Raw genomic sequence first — 17217 nt, forward strand, 5'->3', positions numbered from 1 at the left:
TATGAATATAAAAGGTATGGGTTATTCTGCTGAAAACCCTGGCCCGGCGTGTGTTTCAAGTACCCAACGAAACGCCTCGTCATGCGGTTTCGGCTTCCCTGTCTCGTCATCGAGCACGACCATGGTGGCTTCGGCATACACACACGGTTGGCCATGCTGTGTCAGTAACTGACCGAACGTAAATGAGGAGCTACCAATGTGGGTAATCCAAGCCCATACGGTAGTCTCTGGGCCATATTGCACTTCACGCTCGAAGCTTGCATTCATCGCACGGGTCACGCGTTTCGGACCGCTCTGTCCCGGAGTGGTATCGGTCCACTGCTGCGTGGCGAGGATGCGTGCCTCTTCGACAAGCGTAAGGATACGGACGTTATTGATATGCCCGTTAATATCTTGGTCCGACCAGCGCAATTGCACATCAATCGGCGTCGCAATGGCTTGGATTTCTGTAAAGTTCGACACGAGTCGCCATCTTCTGTGTGAGCGGATAGTTCATTCATTCTGAGTTCATATAATCAGGTAGATTGATCACTGTCCAATACTTACTGGCCGTATTTTTGATATCAAATTCTCATGAATGGTGCCGCTGATGGAAGTCAAGCAAGCAGAAACGTTCCTCGCAGTGGCTGAGGAACTGCATTTCGGTCCAGCCGCAGACCGGTTGCGGATAGCGCAGCCACCGTTAAGTCGAATGATCAAACAACTCGAACGGCAGCTCGGTACGGAACTGTTTATCCGTAGTACCCGAAATGTGGAGTTGACATCAATCGGTAAGGCGCTGATTGAGCCGGCCCGCAATCTGGTGACGGCGTCACACGATGCGATCCGCACTGTGGAGAACACGATGAACGGAAAAGTGGGCCACATTCGGATGGGGTTTGCCGGAGCGTCGACATATCGCTCGATTGGTGACATCTTCCGCCGGCTGCGAGAGGAAAAACCGGGCATCAGCCTTGATGTCCAATCGTCCATGTTCTCACCGGACGGCTTGCAAAATGTATTAGATAAGGACTTGGATCTGGCAATTGGCCGGTGGGATTTCCTGCCCGCAGACCTAGATTCTCACGTGATAGCGGTCGAAGATGTCATCGTGGCGCTGCCTCCGTCTCATCGATTGGCGGATGCCGAAGAGGTCTCCATGAAAGACCTTGCCGAGGACTCGTGGGTTTCACTTCCGGTTGGCTCCGGCTCCGCCTTGCAGAACAGACTGAAAAACTTGGCAATGGCATCGGGGTTTGTTCCTCGCATTACGCAAACCGCACCCGATTCCTGGGCACTGATGGTGCTCGTCGGGGTTGAGAGCGGTTGTGCGATTACGGTGAGTTCTGTCAGAGAGAACCTGCCCGATCCTGGTGTGAAGTTCAAGAGGATCGCCGATTCGCCAAACCCGCCACTTGAGGTGCGGCTGATCTGGCGAAAGGACAACATGACCCTTGCGGTCAACGCAGCCGTCAATATCGCAAAAGAGCTATTTCCGGTGCCCGAATAGTATGAGGGCTTATTCGGAGTAGTCGTACCAGCCTTTTCCGGTTTTTCGGCCATAATCTCCGGTCGCGTACTTGGCGGCCAGCACCGGGTGCGGCTTCGATGCTTCATCACCGGTCTGTTCATATTCGGCCATTCGAACGAGGTAGGCGACATCGATGCCGACTAGATCCATGAGTTCAAACGGTCCCATGGGGTGGCGCAGCGCGCCCTTGGCGGCACGGTCAATGTCTTGGAAGTCTGCGACTCCCGCATCATAGAGTTTCAATGCTTCTAACCGAAGGGCCCCGAGCAGACGGTTGGCGACGAAGCCTGGGATCTCTTGCTTCAGTTCGATGACATCTTTACCGAAGGCGTCAGTGACGGCGATGGTGATATCTCTCGTCTCTTGAGATGTACCCTCGTGTGGCACTACTTCAACACCTTGCATCACCAACGCTGGGTTGAAGAAGTGCATATTGCAAACTTTGTCCGGTCGATTCGTGGCATCTGCGATTTGCGACGACATAATATTCGAGGAGTTCGTGGTCAGAATGGCCTGAGCCGGAGCAGTCTTATCGAGTTGAGCGAAGATGTCACGTTTGATTGCAAGATTTTCAACAGCTGCTTCGATCACGAAATCGGTGTTGGCTACCGCAGCATCCTGGTCCGTCGAAAACTGGAGCAACTCTTTGGCCTGCTGCACCGCTTCGGCTGTGCGACGGCCTTTTTCAACGTCGCGGTCAACCCGTGACCACAGCTGTTCTTTCGCCCGATCCAAGGAAACCTGTTCAATGTCGACCACGGTGGTCGAGAAACCTGCGAGCGCGGCGACCATGGCGATTTGTGATCCCATGGCACCGGCACCGATCACGGTGATGTTGTTGATGTTATGTTTCATAAGCCATCCGGTTCTCCCCTAGTCTTCGAGCTGGGCTTGATGGTTTTGTGGGTGACGCGCTCGTGATGCACGGAGGCGTAGTCTGGATCGCGCTTCGCTGAGAAAGCCTCGGTGCCTTCGTCGCGTTCCTCGTTGCTATAAGCAACGGACTGCGCGAGTCGCTCCAGCAGCATGCCGGTTTCATGATCCACATCAAAACCTCGTTGCAGTACTTGTTTCACAAGTTTCAACGCCAAAGGTCCTTTTGACCGGATGCGTTGTGCTTTCTTCTGTGCTGCGTCGAGGAGTTCTTCTGGTTCCACGAGCTCGGTGAGTAACCCTAGTTCATAGGCTCGCGCTGCCTTGAGCCGTGCACCCGACATAATGACATCGGTGGCCACGCCGATACCAACAATCTTTGCCAATCGTTGAGTTCCACCAGCTGCCGGGATGATGCCCAACCCAGTTTCCGGTAGTGCGAATAGCGCGTTGGTCGAGCCGATGCGGATGTCGCAGGCCAGGGCCAGCTCATGACCGCCGCCAAACGCGATACCGTTGACAGCCGCGATGGTAGGTTTCGGAAAGGACGCGATCTTGTCATAGAGCCGCTGCATGACCGCAATCATGCCGTCATAGGGCAGACGTTGCGATAGCTCTTGAATATCCGCACCAGCGACGAAGGCCTTCTCCCCCGAACCGGTCAACACCACAACGTCCACGGTCTCATCAGCCTCAATATTGGTGAGGTGCTCATCGAGTCGTGACATCACGTGCTTGTTCATGGCATTGAACTTGTCAGGCCGGTTTATGCTCAGTATTGCGACCCCATCGGTATCTTCGCGCAATACGAGCGCTTCGGCTTCGTCTGTCATATGGTCCTTTCCGACTGTGGCGCAAATAAGCTCTCGCTCATTGTCACGCACCACGACACGAACCTCAATGATGGCGGACAACACTTACCATTCCGGTATCAATACGATGCAGCTCAGTCATCAACGAGGATCTGCTTCTGGAAGGTAAAACGTTGCCCTTCCTCAGGCAAGTATTGCTCTGTTATGCTGGGATCTATGTCACGGTTTTCAGCCCTCGGGTGGCCGGTTTTACGCCAGGCGATGTCCAAAGATAAGTTCGGACGCGGCCCGACTGTGGAGTCTCCCAAGTATCAAAATATGCGACCGCGCACCGAGGATGCTGACGACGTTGTCCAGAGTGTCTGCCCATATTGTGCAGTGGGCTGTGGGCAGCTGATTTATACCAAAGACAACAAAGTCACCCATATTGAAGGTGACCCAGACTCCCCCATTTCACGCGGCAGGTTGTGCCCCAAGGGGGCAGCATCCGAGCAGCTCGTCAATACGCCGTCACGTCAGAAGACCGTGCTGTATCGCAGACCCAAGGCCACCGATTGGGAAGAGATCGAGCTCGACACCGCCATGGAGATGATTGCGGATCGTTTTCTCGAAGCTCGCGAAAACCACTGGGAAGATTTTAACGACGAGGGAACGCCCGTCAATCGCACGATGGGAATTGCCTCCCTGGGTGGGGCGACTATCGATAACGAAGAGAACTATCTGATCAAAAAACTGTTTTCGGCTGCCGGTGCGGTGCAGATCGAGAACCAAGCCAGGATTTGACACTCCTCCACAGTTCCTAGTTTAGGATCTTCCTTCGGGCGTGGCGGTGCCACCCAGCCATTACAAGATATGGCGAATGCAGACCTGATTGTTATTCAGGGTTCAAACATGGCCGAGTGCCACCCGGTGGGCTTCCAGTGGGTCACCGAGGCGAAACAACGTGGCGCCAAAGTCATTCACGTCGACCCACGTTTCACGCGCACATCGGCCGTGGCCGATAAGCACATCACCATTCGTGCTGGCTCAGACATTGTGTTGTTGGGCGCGCTGATCCACCACATGATCGAGAACGACTTGTGGTTCAAGGACTACGTGGTGCCCTACACCAACGCCTCGCATGTGATATCTGAAGGATTCGCGGGGCCAGAAGATCTCGACGGACTGTTCTCGGGCTACGAAGAAGACCTGCTGGGCTATAACAATGACACTTGGCAGTACGAGGAAGACCCGAACGAACCGGACGGCATCGCCAAGGACCGGACTCTGCAGCATCCGCGGTCGGTGTTTCAGATTCTGAAGCGGCACTACTCGCGGTACACCCCGGAAGCCGTCGAGGACATGTGTGGCATCAGCCAGGAAGATTTCTCATACCTCGCCGATGCGTACGCCCAGAACTCTGGTCGAGATAGAACAACCTGTGTTGCTTACGCGCTGGGGTGGACCCAGCATTCCATGGGCGCCCAGTTTATTCGCACCTCGGCAGTCTTGCAGTTATTGATGGGCAACATGGGTCGTCCAGGTGGCGGCATCATGGCGCTTCGTGGTCACGCAACGATTCAGGGCTCAACCGATATACCAACGCTGTTCAACCTTTTGCCCGGCTACCTGCCTTTCCCGGTCGCTGGGAAGCACGACACTCTGCAGGATTACTTCGATAAAGCCGTACCCAAAGATCAGAAGGGCTTCTGGTCAAACGGGGACGCCTATATGGTTTCCTTGTTGAAGGCATGGTTCGGTGAGGCGGCCACCGAAGAAAACGACTACGCCTACCACTACCTGCCGAGACTGACCGGCGCCCACGGCACCTATCAAACGCTGATGCGTATGTTTGACAAGGGCGTCGACGGCTACTTCGTACTGGGACAAAACCCGGCCGTCGGTTCGGCCAATGGACGCATGCAACGCTTGGGGATGGCGAATCTGAAATGGATGGTCGTGCGGGACTTCCAACAGATCGAAACCGCTACCTGGTGGCGAGACGGCCCCGAAATCCAAAGTGGTGAGTTGAATACCGAAGACATCGACACCGAGGTCTTCTTCCTGCCCGCAGCCAACCACACCGAAAAAGCTGGGACGTTCACTCAAACTCAGCGGTTAGTGCAGTGGCGTCACCAAGCCGTCACCCCGCCCGGTGATGCCCGCTCCGAACTCGAGTTCTTCCACGAGCTTGGCAAACTCTTGCGAGAGAAACTCAAAGACTCACCGGACCCACGAGACCGCCCACTGTTGGATATGACCTGGGACTATCCGGTGGATGAACACGGTGAACCAGACGCTGAAGCCGTGATGCGAGAGATCAACGGCTTCCACACCTCCGGCCCCGATACCGGAAAGCCGCTGGATACGTTCAACCAGATGAAAGCCGATGGTTCCACCGCTGGCGGCTGTTGGATATACACGGGTGTCTATGCCGATGGCGTCAACCGTGCCGCACTGCGTGTCCCCGGCGATAAACAGGATGCGATGGCACAAAAATGGGCGTGGGCCTGGCCTGCGAACCGCCGCATTCTCTATAACCGTGCCTCGGCTGACCCGGATGGCAAACCATGGTCGGAACGCAAGAAACTCATTTGGTGGGACGAGGACGAAAGCCGGTGGGTTGGTCCAGACGTGCCCGACTTCCCCGTCGATCTCGCTCCCTGGTCCAAGATGCAGGCCGGTACCTACGGTCCGGCAGCTATTGCCGGTGATGACCCGTTCATTATGCAATCCGACGGCAAAGGCTGGCTCTTTGCCCCAATGGGTATGAAAGACGGGCCACTACCGACCCACTACGAACCTGCTGAGTCGCCTGTACGCAATGGGTTGTACCCCCAGCAAGAATCACCCTCCCGAATGCTCATAACCACCGAAGGCAATGAACTGGCACCGGCTGCCGGGGCACCAGGTTCAGAAGTGTTCCCCCACGTGTTCACCACCTACCGTCTCACCGAGCACCACACCGCGGGCGGCATGAGCCGGTTCTTGCCCTACCTCTCCGAGCTGCAACCAGAAATGTTCTGTGAAGTATCCCAAGAGTTGGCCGAAGAGATCGGTTTGGACCCCTACGGGTGGGCCACGATTGTCTCCCCGCGTGGCGCAATCGAAGCTCGCGTGCTGGTCACCGCTCGCATGAAACCGGTGCGCACCGGGGGCAACACGGTCCATCAGATTGGGCTGCCCTACCACTTCGGTGTCGGCAAAGAAGCACTCATCACCGGTGATAGCACCAATGACCTGCTGGGTATGACACTGGACCCCAACGTCTTTATCCAGTCGGCCAAAGCGGTGGCCTGCGACATCCAACCGGGACGCCGTCCACGCGGCGAAGCCCTGGTAGATTTTGTCGATGAGTACCGCGACCGGGCTGGCATCACCACCATGACCGGACAGCGTCAAGTAACCTATCAGCGCGACCCTGACACGATGAAAATCGACCAACCACCAAAGTTGTCTGAACCTGAGCACCACGAAGGAGACAAACTTGTTTGACTTCAAGGAAAAACCCGGCCAACTCATAGAGGCCCACGGTCAGGGGACGCAACGCAAAGGCTTCTTCACCGACACCTCCATTTGCATCGGGTGTAAGGCCTGCGAGGTCGCGTGCAAAGAGTGGAACGAAGTGCCCATGGACGGCAACCTGGAGCTGCTCGAATCCTCCTACGACAACAGCGGTGGCCTCGGGGCCAACACGTGGCGGCACGTCGCATTCATCGAACAAGACCAAGAGCAGATCGAAAAAGCCCGCGACTCCGGGAAAAAACTCGTCAGTCTTGGCATGCCGTCGATCGGTGCCCCCGAGAAGCAGGAACACGACACCTCGAAAAACATTGGGATGCCAGCCTTCGGCTCCCCCGGTGTTCGTATCAAAGACAAAGTCGATAATCCACCGAACCCAGATACCCCGGAATTCCGGTGGCTGATGAGTTCCGACGTCTGTAAGCACTGCACGTATGCGGGCTGTTTGGATGTGTGCCCAACCGGCGCCCTGTACCGCACCGAATTTGGCACCGTCGTCGTCCAAGATGATATTTGCAATGGCTGTGGCACGTGTGTGGCCGGCTGCCCGTTCGGTGTCATCGAGCGCCGCGATTCCGGAACTATCCACACCAAACCAGACCGTGTTGACTCTCGCTACGCGATGGACGTGAAGCACGAGGGCACCGCCAATAAATGCACGCTGTGCTACGACCGGCTGGTCGATGGTCAGCAACCAGCGTGCGCTCAGACCTGCCCGACCACCTCGATCAAATTCGGTGACCAGTCGGAGATGCGCGACTCCGCCATCGAACGGGTCACCACCATGCATGCACAAGGCAACACCGAAGCCCGCCTCTACGGAGCCAACCCCAACGACGGCGTCGGCGGCATCGGTTCCGTTTTCCTGCTGCTCGACGAACCCGAAGTCTATGGTCTGCCACCAGATCCACAGGTGCCCACCAAAAACTTACCGGCAATGTACAAAAAGGTTGGCATCGCGGCCGCCGGAATGCTGGCTGCTGCTGCAACCGCGTTCGTAGGAGCTCGTAAAAAGTGACCGTCTCCGACTTCGACGACTACCGGCCCGCACACGAGCCCCGTCGCAAAAAGAAACGCAACCGTCCGCCAGCTAAAGGTCGGCGACGCGGTGGCGGCGACGGTGGCCGTGAAGAACCGATGGTCGAAGACGTCGAATTCAGCGACTCCTATTACGGCCGACCCATCGTCAACCCCCCACCGTGGGACTACAAAATCGCCGCCTACCTGTTTCTTGGTGGCATGGCCGGCGGGTCAGCCATGCTGGCCCTCGGAGCGGATGCGGCAGGGCTCGACAAGCTGCGTCGCAACACCAGGCTCACCGCCCTTGGCAGCACGATCGCGGGCACCGGATTTCTCATCCTCGACCTGGGACGCCCCGAACGCTTCTTGCACATGATGCGCACCTTCAAACCATCGTCGCCGATGAACATCGGTACCTGGATACTGGGTAGCTTCGGCACCGGCGCGGGCGTCGTTGCGGCCGTCGAAGTCGACAACATGACGGGACAGAAGCTCCCACTCGGACCGCTACGTTCGTTGTTGCAGTGCGCCGAGAAACCAGCGGGAGTGCTCACAGCGCTCATCGGTGCGCCCCTGGCGTCCTACACCGGTGCGCTCCTGGCCGACACTGCGGTGCCAACCTGGAATGCGGCCCGAGATAACCTGTCGTATCTGTTTGTGTCATCGGCTGCGATGGCCTCCTCCGGTGCGGCACTAGTTACCACGCCGACAGCCCAAACCCGCCCGGCCCGCGTGCTTGCGACCATCGGTGCAGCATCTGAACTGTACTTCAGCGAAAAACTCACCGAGCCCATGCACCCGGTGGAAGCCGAACCACTCAAAATGGGACGCCCCGGCATGAAACTGCGCTGGGCCAAACGTCTGACCATCGCCGGTGGGGTCGGGGCCGCACTGCTGAGTCGAAATCGGATAGCGGCCATCGCCTCGGGAGCAGCACTGGCCACAGCATCATTGTTGACCCGCTCGGCCATTTTGGAAGCCGGCATCGACTCGACCAAAGACCCCCGTCACGTCGTGGAACCACAAAAAGCACGCCTGGAAGCACGACGAGAACAAGGCATCGTCGACGACTCGATCACCACCGTGGGCTAACGAACCTCCAGGGTCCCTGCACGATCCGTCGTATAGCCAACCACCGGGTGGCCCGGAAGTTCACCGACCACCAACAAACCACCTGAGGTTTGGGCATCGGCCAGCAACAACAGGTCCTCTTCAGTGATGCCATTGCCGGTTTCAACGTCGTCGGCAACCCACTCGAGATTGCGTCGCGTACCGCCCGAAATATAGCCATCGCGTAGCGCCTCAGCTGCACCATCGACCAGTGGCACCGCATCTTTGTCGATGACCGCACCCGTATTCGACGCGCGCATCATCTTGTATAAGTGCCCTAACAAACCGAAACCAGTCACATCCGTGGCGGTTTTCAACCCGGCGGCCACGGCTTGTTCGGCCGCTGCCTTATTCAAGGCGGTCATCGTATCAATCGCTGCCTGGAAAACTTCCCCGGTCGCCTTATGCCGGTTATTCAACAGGCCCAGGCCGATCGGTTTGGTCAACGTCAGCGGCAATCCCGCCTCAGCGGTGTCGTTGCGCAACAACTGATCTGGCCTGGCGATACCGGTCACGGCCATCCCGTATTTCGGTTCGGGATCATCCACCGTATGCCCGCCAATCACCGGGCAACCGGCCTCTTTCCCAACGGCCAGCCCACCGGCCAGCACCTCGGCCATCATCTCGGCCGGGAGCACGCCGCGCGGCCACCCCATGAGATTAATGGCCACAATAGGACTACCACCCATCGCATAGATATCACTGATCGCATTGGCCGCAGCAATCCGGCCCCAGTCATACGCCGAATCAACCACGGGAGTGAAGAAGTCTGCGGTCGACAGAATCGCGGTGTCACCATCAATTCGCACGGCGGCCGCGTCATCGCCGTCATCAATACCGACGATGACGTGGTCATACTCCTGGCCTGCGAGGTTCGCAACAGCATCTTCGAGCTCACCCGGGGGGATTTTGCAGGCGCATCCGCCACCCGAGGCTGTGGTTGTTAAACGAGGGACTGTGTGCTCTAAAATCTCAGACATGCCCCCAGTATAAGAACGCGGGCTGTGCTGCGATAGAGCCAGTGCGACAGTGCTGGGCGGTGGCAAACGTGATAGTTTGGTTTTTTGGAGGCGTCAGGGTTCCTGGTGGTCCCCGCGGTCTTCAAAACCGACGAGACCAAGTAGCTTGGTCTGGCGGGTTCGATTCCCGTCCGCCTCCGCCAATAATGCCACCGCAATGACTGGCGACGCAGAGTTTTGTAACCGCACAGATTGGCAACCACAGCGTTTGGCAACCGCACAGATTGGCAACGAAAGGACCCCGGTGAGTTCAGATCCGCGCCGAGCCATCCCGTCCACCGATCGGCTCCTGGCGCTGTCCGAAGTCGTCGAAGCCGGTACCCGGTTGGGGTCACCGAAGATCCGTCGTATTATTTCAGACGTGCAGGCTGCTGCACGTCGCGGAGACCTTGCCCCAGCAGACGTGACGCCACGCGTTGTGGCGGCTGTTCAGACCGCACAGACCACCGAACTGTCACCGGCACTCAATGCCACCGGCGTCATCATACACACCAACTTGGGGCGCGCTCCCCTAGCCGCTGCGGCCCGCGAGGCCCTGGCTGCTGCCGCCGGTTACGTGGACCTTGAACTCGACCTCGCCGACGGCAAACGCGCCAAGCGGGGCACGTGGGCAAAAACCGCCCTGTTGGCCAGGGCGCCCAATGCCGAAGACGCGCTGATCGTTAACAACGGCGCCGCGGCCTTATCGCTTGCCACCACGGCACTTTCGGTTGGAGAATCCCGGCCAGAGGTGGTGATCAGTCGTGGCGAACTGGTCGAAATTGGTGCCGGATTTCGACTCCCCGACCTCATCACTTCCACGGGGGTACAGCTCACCGAAGTCGGCACCACCAATCGGACCAACCTCGACGACTACCGCAACGCCATCGGAGCCAACACCGGGGCCCTGCTGAAAGTGCATCCGTCGAATTACTGGATCGGCGGGTTTAACGCAACGGTCCCCACCAAAGCACTGGCCAACCTGGCGGCAGCACATCAGGTTCCGTTGATCGTAGATGTGGGGTCGGGGCTATTCGAACCAGACCCGGTCTTGCCTGACGAGCCGACGATTTCGCAGGCGTTGGCCGACGGGGCAGATGTCGTGATCGCCAGTGGGGACAAACTCTTAGGCGGTCCCCAGGCCGGTTTGTTGCTGGGCAAGGCTGACGTAATCGCCCAATTGGCCAAACACCCCTTGGCTCGGGCATTTCGCGCCGATAAATTTGCGCTTGCCGCGTTGGAAGCCACACTCAATGCCCCATCGACACCGGTCCATGATGCACTGCACGCTGATGCCAGCGAACTGCTCGAACGCACGCAACGGATCGCGACTGCCATCGACGCCGAGGTCGTGCCCCACGAAGGGCGAGTCGGCGGTGGTGGAGGTGTCGGTGTCCCGATCCATGGATGGGCGCTGAGCTTGGAAGAACACTTCGCCGAGCCGCTTCGCACCGGCAACCCGGCGATCCTCCCCCGGGTCGCCGATGGACGCTGCCTGGTTGATCTACGCTGCGTGCCGCCAGCCGACGACCAAGTCATCATCCAGCGTCTGAGCGAGATCGTTGAGGTGCAGCGTTGACAGACCAGTTTGTGATCGCCACCGCCGGACACGTGGATCACGGCAAATCTGCCTTGGTACAGGCTTTGTCCGGAACCGAGACTGACCGCTGGGCCGAAGAACGCGAGCGCGGTTTGACCATCGATCTCGGCTTTGCCGAAATGGCGTTGCCCTCGGGCCGGTCGGTGTCGTTCGTGGATGTGCCAGGTCACGAACGGTTCGTCGGCAACATGTTGGCCGGTCTTGGCCCAGCCCCGATCGTCTGTCTGGTGGTTGCTGCCGATGAGGGCTGGCAAGCGCAGACCTCCGAGCACCGCGATGCGATCAAGGCGCTTGGGATCAGCACCGGCATCGTGGTCATTTCGCGGCTCGATCTGGCGCCCGAGAGCATCGATGCGGTCACGGCCCAAATCCGACACGAACTGGCTGATACCGCACTAGCACAGGCGCCAATCGTTGCAACGTCGGCTATGGAGCAGGCCGGATTGGATGAACTCCGAGGCGTACTGGATGAAGTGCTCGACACGCTGCCGACTCCCGATACCACCGCGCCGATTCGATTTTGGGTTGACCGGTCATTCGCCGTCAAAGGGGCGGGCACCGTGGTCACCGGGACCCTTGCGACCGGCACCCTGCGCTACAACGACCAGCTCCAATTGGCCGGCGAGTCCGCCACGGAAGTGACGGTCCGCAACCTGCAAAGCCATGGCAGCTCCGCCACGGAACTCAGCCCGGTCACCCGTGCCGCAGTGAATTTACGTGGAATTGCGGTCGAGGATGTTGCCCGCGGCGATGTGTTGGTCGCGCCGGCAGCATCGTTCACCACCGATATCGTGGATGTAGCCGGCACACCCGAAGTGGATTTCACCGCATTACCCCAACAATTCTCGGTCCACCTTGGCACTGCGACCGTCTATGCACACTGTCGACCACTGGGACCGGATTTCGCCCGGCTGACCCTGGACCGGGCCCTGCCGTTACACATCGGGGACCGATTTATTTTGCGCGGCACCGGACAGCATCTCATCGCCGGTGGAGCGACCGTGGTCGATGTCGACCCACCGGCCCTGCGGCGGCGCGGGGCGGCGAAGCGCCGCGCCGAAACTCTTGCCGACCTACGACCTGAGGATCATTTGCGCCTCGAAGTGCAGCGTCGTGGTGCGGCGGTCAAGACGACCGTTACCGCGATGGGTATCCCGGTGCCCGATCCCCTACCGGACACCGTGCTGGACCACGACCGGTGGTATGTCGACCGGCAGGCGCTGGCGACATGGGCCCAGCAACTCCGCGACACCGTAGCCGCACACTATGATCGTGACCCCAGCGCCGGCGGGATAACCCAGCAGGCTGCGGTCAACGTCCTGGCACTACCCGAGCGCAGTTTGCTACCCCTGGTCGTGAAACAGGCCAAGCTCGAGCAGGCTGCCGGGCGGATTGCTGATCCGGTCCTGCAACCCACCCTGGGTGCGGCTGAATCCAAGGTGGCTGAACTCGAGCGGCGTTTTGTCCAGGAGCCATTCGCCGCGCCCACCGCAGATGAGCTCGCAGCACTGGGCCTGGGTGATAAGGAACTGGCCGCAGCAGCCCAACAACAACGTGTCCTGCGCTTGGACGACAATATCGTGCTGAGTCCCAAGACGCCGGCCTTGGCCATGCGCAAGATCGTACAGTTGGAGCAACCGTTCACCGTCTCTGCGGCACGTCAGACGCTGGGCACCACACGACGGACACTCATCCCGCTGTTGGAACATTTGGATGCACGCGGCTGGACACAACGGTTGGATGGCAATGTGCGCACGGTGACCGGTCGGTAGCGGTCATTGCGCACTTCGACAAACTCACAATACGTCAATGGCATTTCGTATACGATTGAGACAGGCTTTTTCTACTCAAGGAGTCCGATGTTAGACCACGAAACACACGTCAAAATTGCAGACGAACTACACCAGGCCAACATTGACCGCAAACCGGTCCCGCTGCTGACCAAGCGCTATCCCGATATGGTGATCGAAGATTCCTACGCCATCCAGAAGATCTGGGCGGATCGCCAAATCGAAACCGGTCGTCGCAACGCTGGCCACAAAATCGGGCTGACCTCCAAGGCGATGCAAGATGCAACCGGCATCGACGAACCAGACTACGGCGTGATCTTTGACGACCAGGTCTTCGAATCCGGTCACGTTTTCGAATGGAAGCAATATACCCATCCGCGTATCGAAATAGAACTCGCCTTCGTGCTGAAGGATGACCTGCGTGGGCCAAACGTCAACATCTTCGATGTACTGCGTGCCACCGAATACGTCACGCCGGCGCTGGAAGTTCTCGACGCCCACATCGAAATGGAAGGCCGCACGATTGTCGACACCATTTCGGATAACGCTGCCCTGGGTGCGATGGTACTGGGTGGCAGCCCGATGAAACCAGAAGACGTCGATCTGCGCTGGGTTGGCGGTGCGCTGTGGCGCAACCAGGAAATCATGGAGACCGGTCTTTCTGCGGGCATCCTGGGCCACCCGGCCAATGGTGTGCACTGGCTTGCGAATCGTTTGGCTGGACACGATGACTACCTGGAGGCCGGCGAAATGATCCTGGCCGGTTCGTTCACGCGCTACATGTGGGTCTATCAGGGCGATACGGTCTTTGCCGATTTCGGTCCGCTCGGCACCATCGGCGTCCAGTTCGACTAACCACCAGCACCAGAAAGGGATTTTCAGTATGGCTTTAGTACCTCGCCCATCATTCAAAACACTATTTACCGATGCAGCACAGCAGGACCGCAACCGTGCGGCAGCCGGCATGTTCTTGTCTTCCGGTGATGCCACCGTGGCCGAAATTGCCGCCGGGGCCGACATGGACTACTTGCTCATTGACGCCGAACACTCCCCCTTGAGCCTGGAATCCGTCCAAGCACAGTTGCGGGTCATTGCAGGCTATTCCTCGATTCCGGTCGTTCGTGTACCAGAAAATGACTCGCGCATTATTAAACAGTTCCTCGATCTAGGCGCCCAGTCGCTGATCATTCCGATGATCTTCACCCCCGAAGACGCAGCGAAAGCCGCCGCCGCGGTCGCATACCCATCGGAGGGCACCCGAGGCATCGGTTCGGCGCTGGCTCGTTCCGGTGCGTGGGGTCGCTATCCCGAGTATCTGACGACGGCACGTGACACGATCACGTTGATCATTCAGATCGAGACGGCCGAAGCGGTTGAGCACATCGATGACATCCTCGCGATCGAGGGCATCGACGGGATCTTTATTGGCCCTTCGGATCTGTCGGCATCCATGGGATACCTGGGGCAGCAGAACCACCCGGATGTAGTGAAGGCCGCCAAGGACGTGATCGCCAAGGCAACAGCTGCGGGCAAGATCGCCGGCGTTAACGCGTTCAACCCGGATCAGGCCGCGGACTATGTGGCTGCCGGCGCTGACTTCGTCAATGTTGGCGCCGATGTTGCCCTGTTGGCCCGTGCGACCGAGCAGCTTGCGGCCAAGTGGACCAGTACCGAAACGGAAACCACCAGCTACTAATTCCCGATGCAGGGTCCGCTACAACCGTGCGGCCACTGCATCTCGGATTCGCTGTAAATCGACCGTGCCGGGGCAGGCGGTGGCCACCACCCAATGATGCGGGATGATCTGGGTCTGCGGATCCAGATCATAGTCCCGGCAAATTTGGGTGCACAGGTCAATCGAGATGTCGTACGTCGAGCTAGATGGCGCACGATCAGGATCAGCCGAGTGTTCGATGCCGATGCTGCGCTGGTTCATCGGGAAATCCCCGGCGTGCCAGGCGGTATTCATTTCACTGACGTACTGATGCAGCGCCCCTTCCCCGATACCATAGTGTGCACTGACCCCGGACGACGAATTCGCAAAGGTGGCATCAGCGGCCGCCAGCGTTCCGACGATGTAGTGAATGACAATGCGGTCAACGGCGGTGCCACCTCGTCCGCCGGTGTAATTTTCGGTGTGCTTCCAGATCGGCTGCATGGATCACAACCCCTTTCCGAGGGGGCAACCAAGCTGGTTGGCCGGATTCTGTTGTTTGGCTGTTTGGTCATAGGTGGTGCCATGGCCCAGCGGTTGCTCAGCGGTCTCGGCCGCCAGGTCTGCTGCGTTGGCACCGGGCGCCATGACGAGGCCCGCTGTTGCCGTTGCGGCGGATGCGGCACCCAGGACAAATAATCTCCGTCGTGAAAGTTCCATGTGAGCCAGGCTAATCACCAGGGAAATCCCTGCGCAAGAAATGCCACATGAACTTCGTGTAAACCCACACGAGGTTCGGTATCCTAAGCTGAAGAACACCTTGTCAACGCACCTACCCGGTCGTGAAAGAAGCACTGCATGAGCATTTGGTTTGATCAGCCCACGTTAGAAGATATCGCGAAGCTCAACGACGGGACCGTCGGCGAAGTGCTCGGGATCGAATTCACCCACATCGGTGAAGACTACCTGGATGCTCAAGTCACCGTCGATGAGCGTGTCCTGCAACCAGCCGGTATCCTTCACGGCGGGGTCTCGGTCGTTCTTGCCGAATCCGTGTGCTCGATTGCCGCGACCATGACCGTTGATTCGACGAAACAGTACGTGGTCGGTCAGGAAATTAACGCCAACCATATTCGCCCGGGTTTGTCCGGTGATGTCATTACCGCCCGGGGGACGCCGATTTCCCGTGGCCGACGATCCCAGGTCTGGGATATCCGCTTGCATAATCAGGACGGGAAACTGGTGTGCATTTCACGGTGCACGATGGCAGTGTTGGACCATGCCGAATAATATGACCACCCCGCAACGATTCACCGTGCCCGGGACCGATCCACATTTCGCCTCCGATAACATTGCCGGGGCGCATCCAGAAATCATGGCAGCGCTTGCCGATGCCAACACCGACGCTGCCGCCTACGGTGGGGATCCGATCACCGAGGACTTCCACCAGATGATCGATACCGTCTTTGGGACCGGGGCGTATGGGTTTCCGGTCTTCAATGGCACCGGTGCCAATATTGTGGCGCTGCAGGCGGTATCGCATCCGCACAGCTCAGTGATTTGTGCCGATACGGCCCACGTATACACCTCGGAGTCCTCAGCCCCGGTGCGCGCCGGCATCAGCTTGAAGCCCCAGCCGCACCGCAACGGCAAACTCGACCCCGCAGACGTCGAAGCGGTCCTGGCGTCTGATCTGGGCAATCCGCAGTCGACTCAGCCCACCGCGGTGTCCATTTCACAGGTCACAGAAATGGGGACGGTCTATACGGTTGCTGAGATGACAGCACTGTGCAATGCCGTCCACGAAGCTGGTCTGGCCATTCACATGGACGGCGCCAGACTCGCACAAGCCGCAGCCGCGCTCGGACTGGACCTACACGGGGCCACGACCGCCCTGGGTGTGGATATTTTATCACTGGGCGCTACGAAGAATGGTGCGCTGGGGGCCGATGCGGTCGTCGTCCTATCGAATCGGGTACAACAAGCTGCCCTGGCCCCGATCATCAAATACACCACCCAGCTGTCGTCAAAAACCAGCTTCCTCTCGGCACAGCTCAACGCCATGTTTGGTACGTCGCTGTGGCACCGCAATGCGACCACCGCCAACACGGCAGCACAACAACTGGCGCACGGTCTAGCAGCAATCCAAGACGTGGAAGTCCCGACACCGGATGCGACTACGGTGCTGGCCGCCATGCCCGAAACCCTGGTGGCGCGGCTGCACGAACACTACGTGGCCCACCTCTGGGGACACGATGCGACCGGACGACCGATTGTTCGACTGGTGTGTTCTTGGGCAACGACCCCACAGAAGGTCGACGAGCTGCTGCAGGTGCTCAGCCCCTAGCG

The 17217-nt window shown here is 58.7% G+C and carries 16 protein-coding genes and 1 tRNA gene; 11 read left to right on the forward strand and 6 right to left on the reverse strand.

Going from position 1 to position 17217, the window contains the following annotated elements; genetic code table 11:
• Positions 1-21: 21 nt before the first annotated feature.
• Complete coding sequence (locus ACYVJT_RS05970; RefSeq protein ID WP_343955959.1) at positions 22-462, reverse strand: acyl-CoA thioesterase; 441 nt, start codon at positions 460-462, stop codon at positions 22-24.
• A 127-nt stretch (positions 463-589) separates the two neighbouring features.
• Here ACYVJT_RS05970 and ACYVJT_RS05975 point away from each other — a divergent pair, with 127 nt between their 5' ends.
• Positions 590-1489: a LysR substrate-binding domain-containing protein gene (locus ACYVJT_RS05975; protein ID WP_343955960.1), complete on the forward strand. Its 900-nt coding sequence runs from the start codon at positions 590-592 to the stop codon at positions 1487-1489.
• Between the two features lie 9 nt (positions 1490-1498).
• Here the strand turns inward: ACYVJT_RS05975 and ACYVJT_RS05980 are convergent, their stop codons facing one another.
• On the reverse strand, positions 1499-2365 hold the full coding sequence (locus ACYVJT_RS05980; RefSeq protein ID WP_343955961.1) for a 3-hydroxyacyl-CoA dehydrogenase family protein: 867 nt from the start codon (positions 2363-2365) through the stop codon (positions 1499-1501).
• Positions 2362-3216, reverse strand: coding sequence for an enoyl-CoA hydratase/isomerase family protein (locus tag ACYVJT_RS05985; protein WP_343955962.1), 855 nt, complete (start codon positions 3214-3216; stop codon positions 2362-2364). The genes ACYVJT_RS05980 and ACYVJT_RS05985 overlap by 4 nt, the downstream gene beginning before the upstream one ends.
• Positions 3217-3411: 195 nt before the next feature.
• Between ACYVJT_RS05985 and fdnG the strand changes: the two genes are divergently transcribed.
• The 3 genes from fdnG to nrfD are packed head-to-tail and all read left to right on the forward strand — an operon-like array spanning position 3412 to position 8808.
• Positions 3412-6669, forward strand: a complete 3258-nt coding sequence (gene fdnG, locus ACYVJT_RS05990; protein ID WP_343955963.1) for a formate dehydrogenase-N subunit alpha — start codon at positions 3412-3414, stop codon at positions 6667-6669.
• Positions 6662-7714, forward strand: coding sequence for a 4Fe-4S dicluster domain-containing protein (locus ACYVJT_RS05995; protein ID WP_343955964.1), 1053 nt, complete (start codon positions 6662-6664; stop codon positions 7712-7714). Before fdnG ends, ACYVJT_RS05995 begins: the two co-directional genes overlap by 8 nt.
• Positions 7711-8808: an NrfD/PsrC family molybdoenzyme membrane anchor subunit gene (gene nrfD / locus ACYVJT_RS06000; protein ID WP_343955965.1), complete on the forward strand. Its 1098-nt coding sequence runs from the start codon at positions 7711-7713 to the stop codon at positions 8806-8808. The genes ACYVJT_RS05995 and nrfD overlap by 4 nt, the downstream gene beginning before the upstream one ends.
• Here nrfD and selD read toward each other — a convergent pair.
• Complete coding sequence (gene selD / locus ACYVJT_RS06005; RefSeq protein ID WP_343955966.1) at positions 8805-9806, reverse strand: selenide, water dikinase SelD; 1002 nt, start codon at positions 9804-9806, stop codon at positions 8805-8807. The genes nrfD and selD overlap by 4 nt on opposite strands.
• 86 nt (positions 9807-9892) lie before the next feature.
• On the opposite strand from selD, the gene ACYVJT_RS06010 reads away from it, so the two are divergent.
• The 5 genes from ACYVJT_RS06010 to ACYVJT_RS06030 all read left to right on the forward strand — a co-directional run bounded on the left by ACYVJT_RS06010 (position 9893) and on the right by ACYVJT_RS06030 (position 14910).
• Positions 9893-9988, forward strand: a tRNA-Sec gene (locus ACYVJT_RS06010).
• 101 nt (positions 9989-10089) lie between these two features.
• Entirely contained in the window at positions 10090-11403 is a 1314-nt protein-coding gene (gene selA, locus ACYVJT_RS06015; RefSeq protein ID WP_343955967.1) for an L-seryl-tRNA(Sec) selenium transferase, read from the forward strand.
• Positions 11400-13196 (forward strand): selenocysteine-specific translation elongation factor, encoded by a 1797-nt coding sequence (gene selB, locus ACYVJT_RS06020; protein ID WP_343955968.1) that lies wholly within the window; start codon positions 11400-11402, stop codon positions 13194-13196. Before selA ends, selB begins: the two co-directional genes overlap by 4 nt.
• A gap of 87 nt (positions 13197-13283) precedes the next feature.
• Positions 13284-14069: a fumarylacetoacetate hydrolase family protein gene (locus ACYVJT_RS06025; RefSeq protein WP_343955969.1), complete on the forward strand. Its 786-nt coding sequence runs from the start codon at positions 13284-13286 to the stop codon at positions 14067-14069.
• 28 nt (positions 14070-14097) lie between these two features.
• Positions 14098-14910, forward strand: coding sequence for an HpcH/HpaI aldolase family protein (locus ACYVJT_RS06030; RefSeq protein WP_343955970.1), 813 nt, complete (start codon positions 14098-14100; stop codon positions 14908-14910).
• Between the two features lie 18 nt (positions 14911-14928).
• Here ACYVJT_RS06030 and ACYVJT_RS06035 read toward each other — a convergent pair whose 3' ends face one another.
• Both ACYVJT_RS06035 and ACYVJT_RS06040 read right to left on the reverse strand, forming a co-directional pair.
• Entirely contained in the window at positions 14929-15372 is a 444-nt protein-coding gene (locus tag ACYVJT_RS06035; RefSeq protein ID WP_343955971.1) for a peptidoglycan recognition protein family protein, read from the reverse strand.
• Between the two features lie 3 nt (positions 15373-15375).
• Positions 15376-15588 (reverse strand): hypothetical protein, encoded by a 213-nt coding sequence (locus tag ACYVJT_RS06040; RefSeq protein WP_343955972.1) that lies wholly within the window; start codon positions 15586-15588, stop codon positions 15376-15378.
• Between the two features lie 138 nt (positions 15589-15726).
• On the opposite strand from ACYVJT_RS06040, the gene ACYVJT_RS06045 reads away from it, so the two are divergent.
• Together ACYVJT_RS06045 and ACYVJT_RS06050 are read left to right on the forward strand one after the other, a co-directional pair.
• On the forward strand, positions 15727-16158 hold the full coding sequence (locus ACYVJT_RS06045) for a PaaI family thioesterase (protein WP_343955973.1): 432 nt from the start codon (positions 15727-15729) through the stop codon (positions 16156-16158).
• The gene (locus tag ACYVJT_RS06050; RefSeq protein WP_343955974.1) at positions 16148-17215 is read left to right on the forward strand and encodes a threonine aldolase family protein; all 1068 of its coding nucleotides are present in this window, start codon (positions 16148-16150) and stop codon (positions 17213-17215) included. Before ACYVJT_RS06045 ends, ACYVJT_RS06050 begins: the two co-directional genes overlap by 11 nt.
• The last annotated feature ends 2 nt before the right edge of the window (positions 17216-17217 follow it).

This window comes from Yaniella soli, from assembly GCF_054782375.1.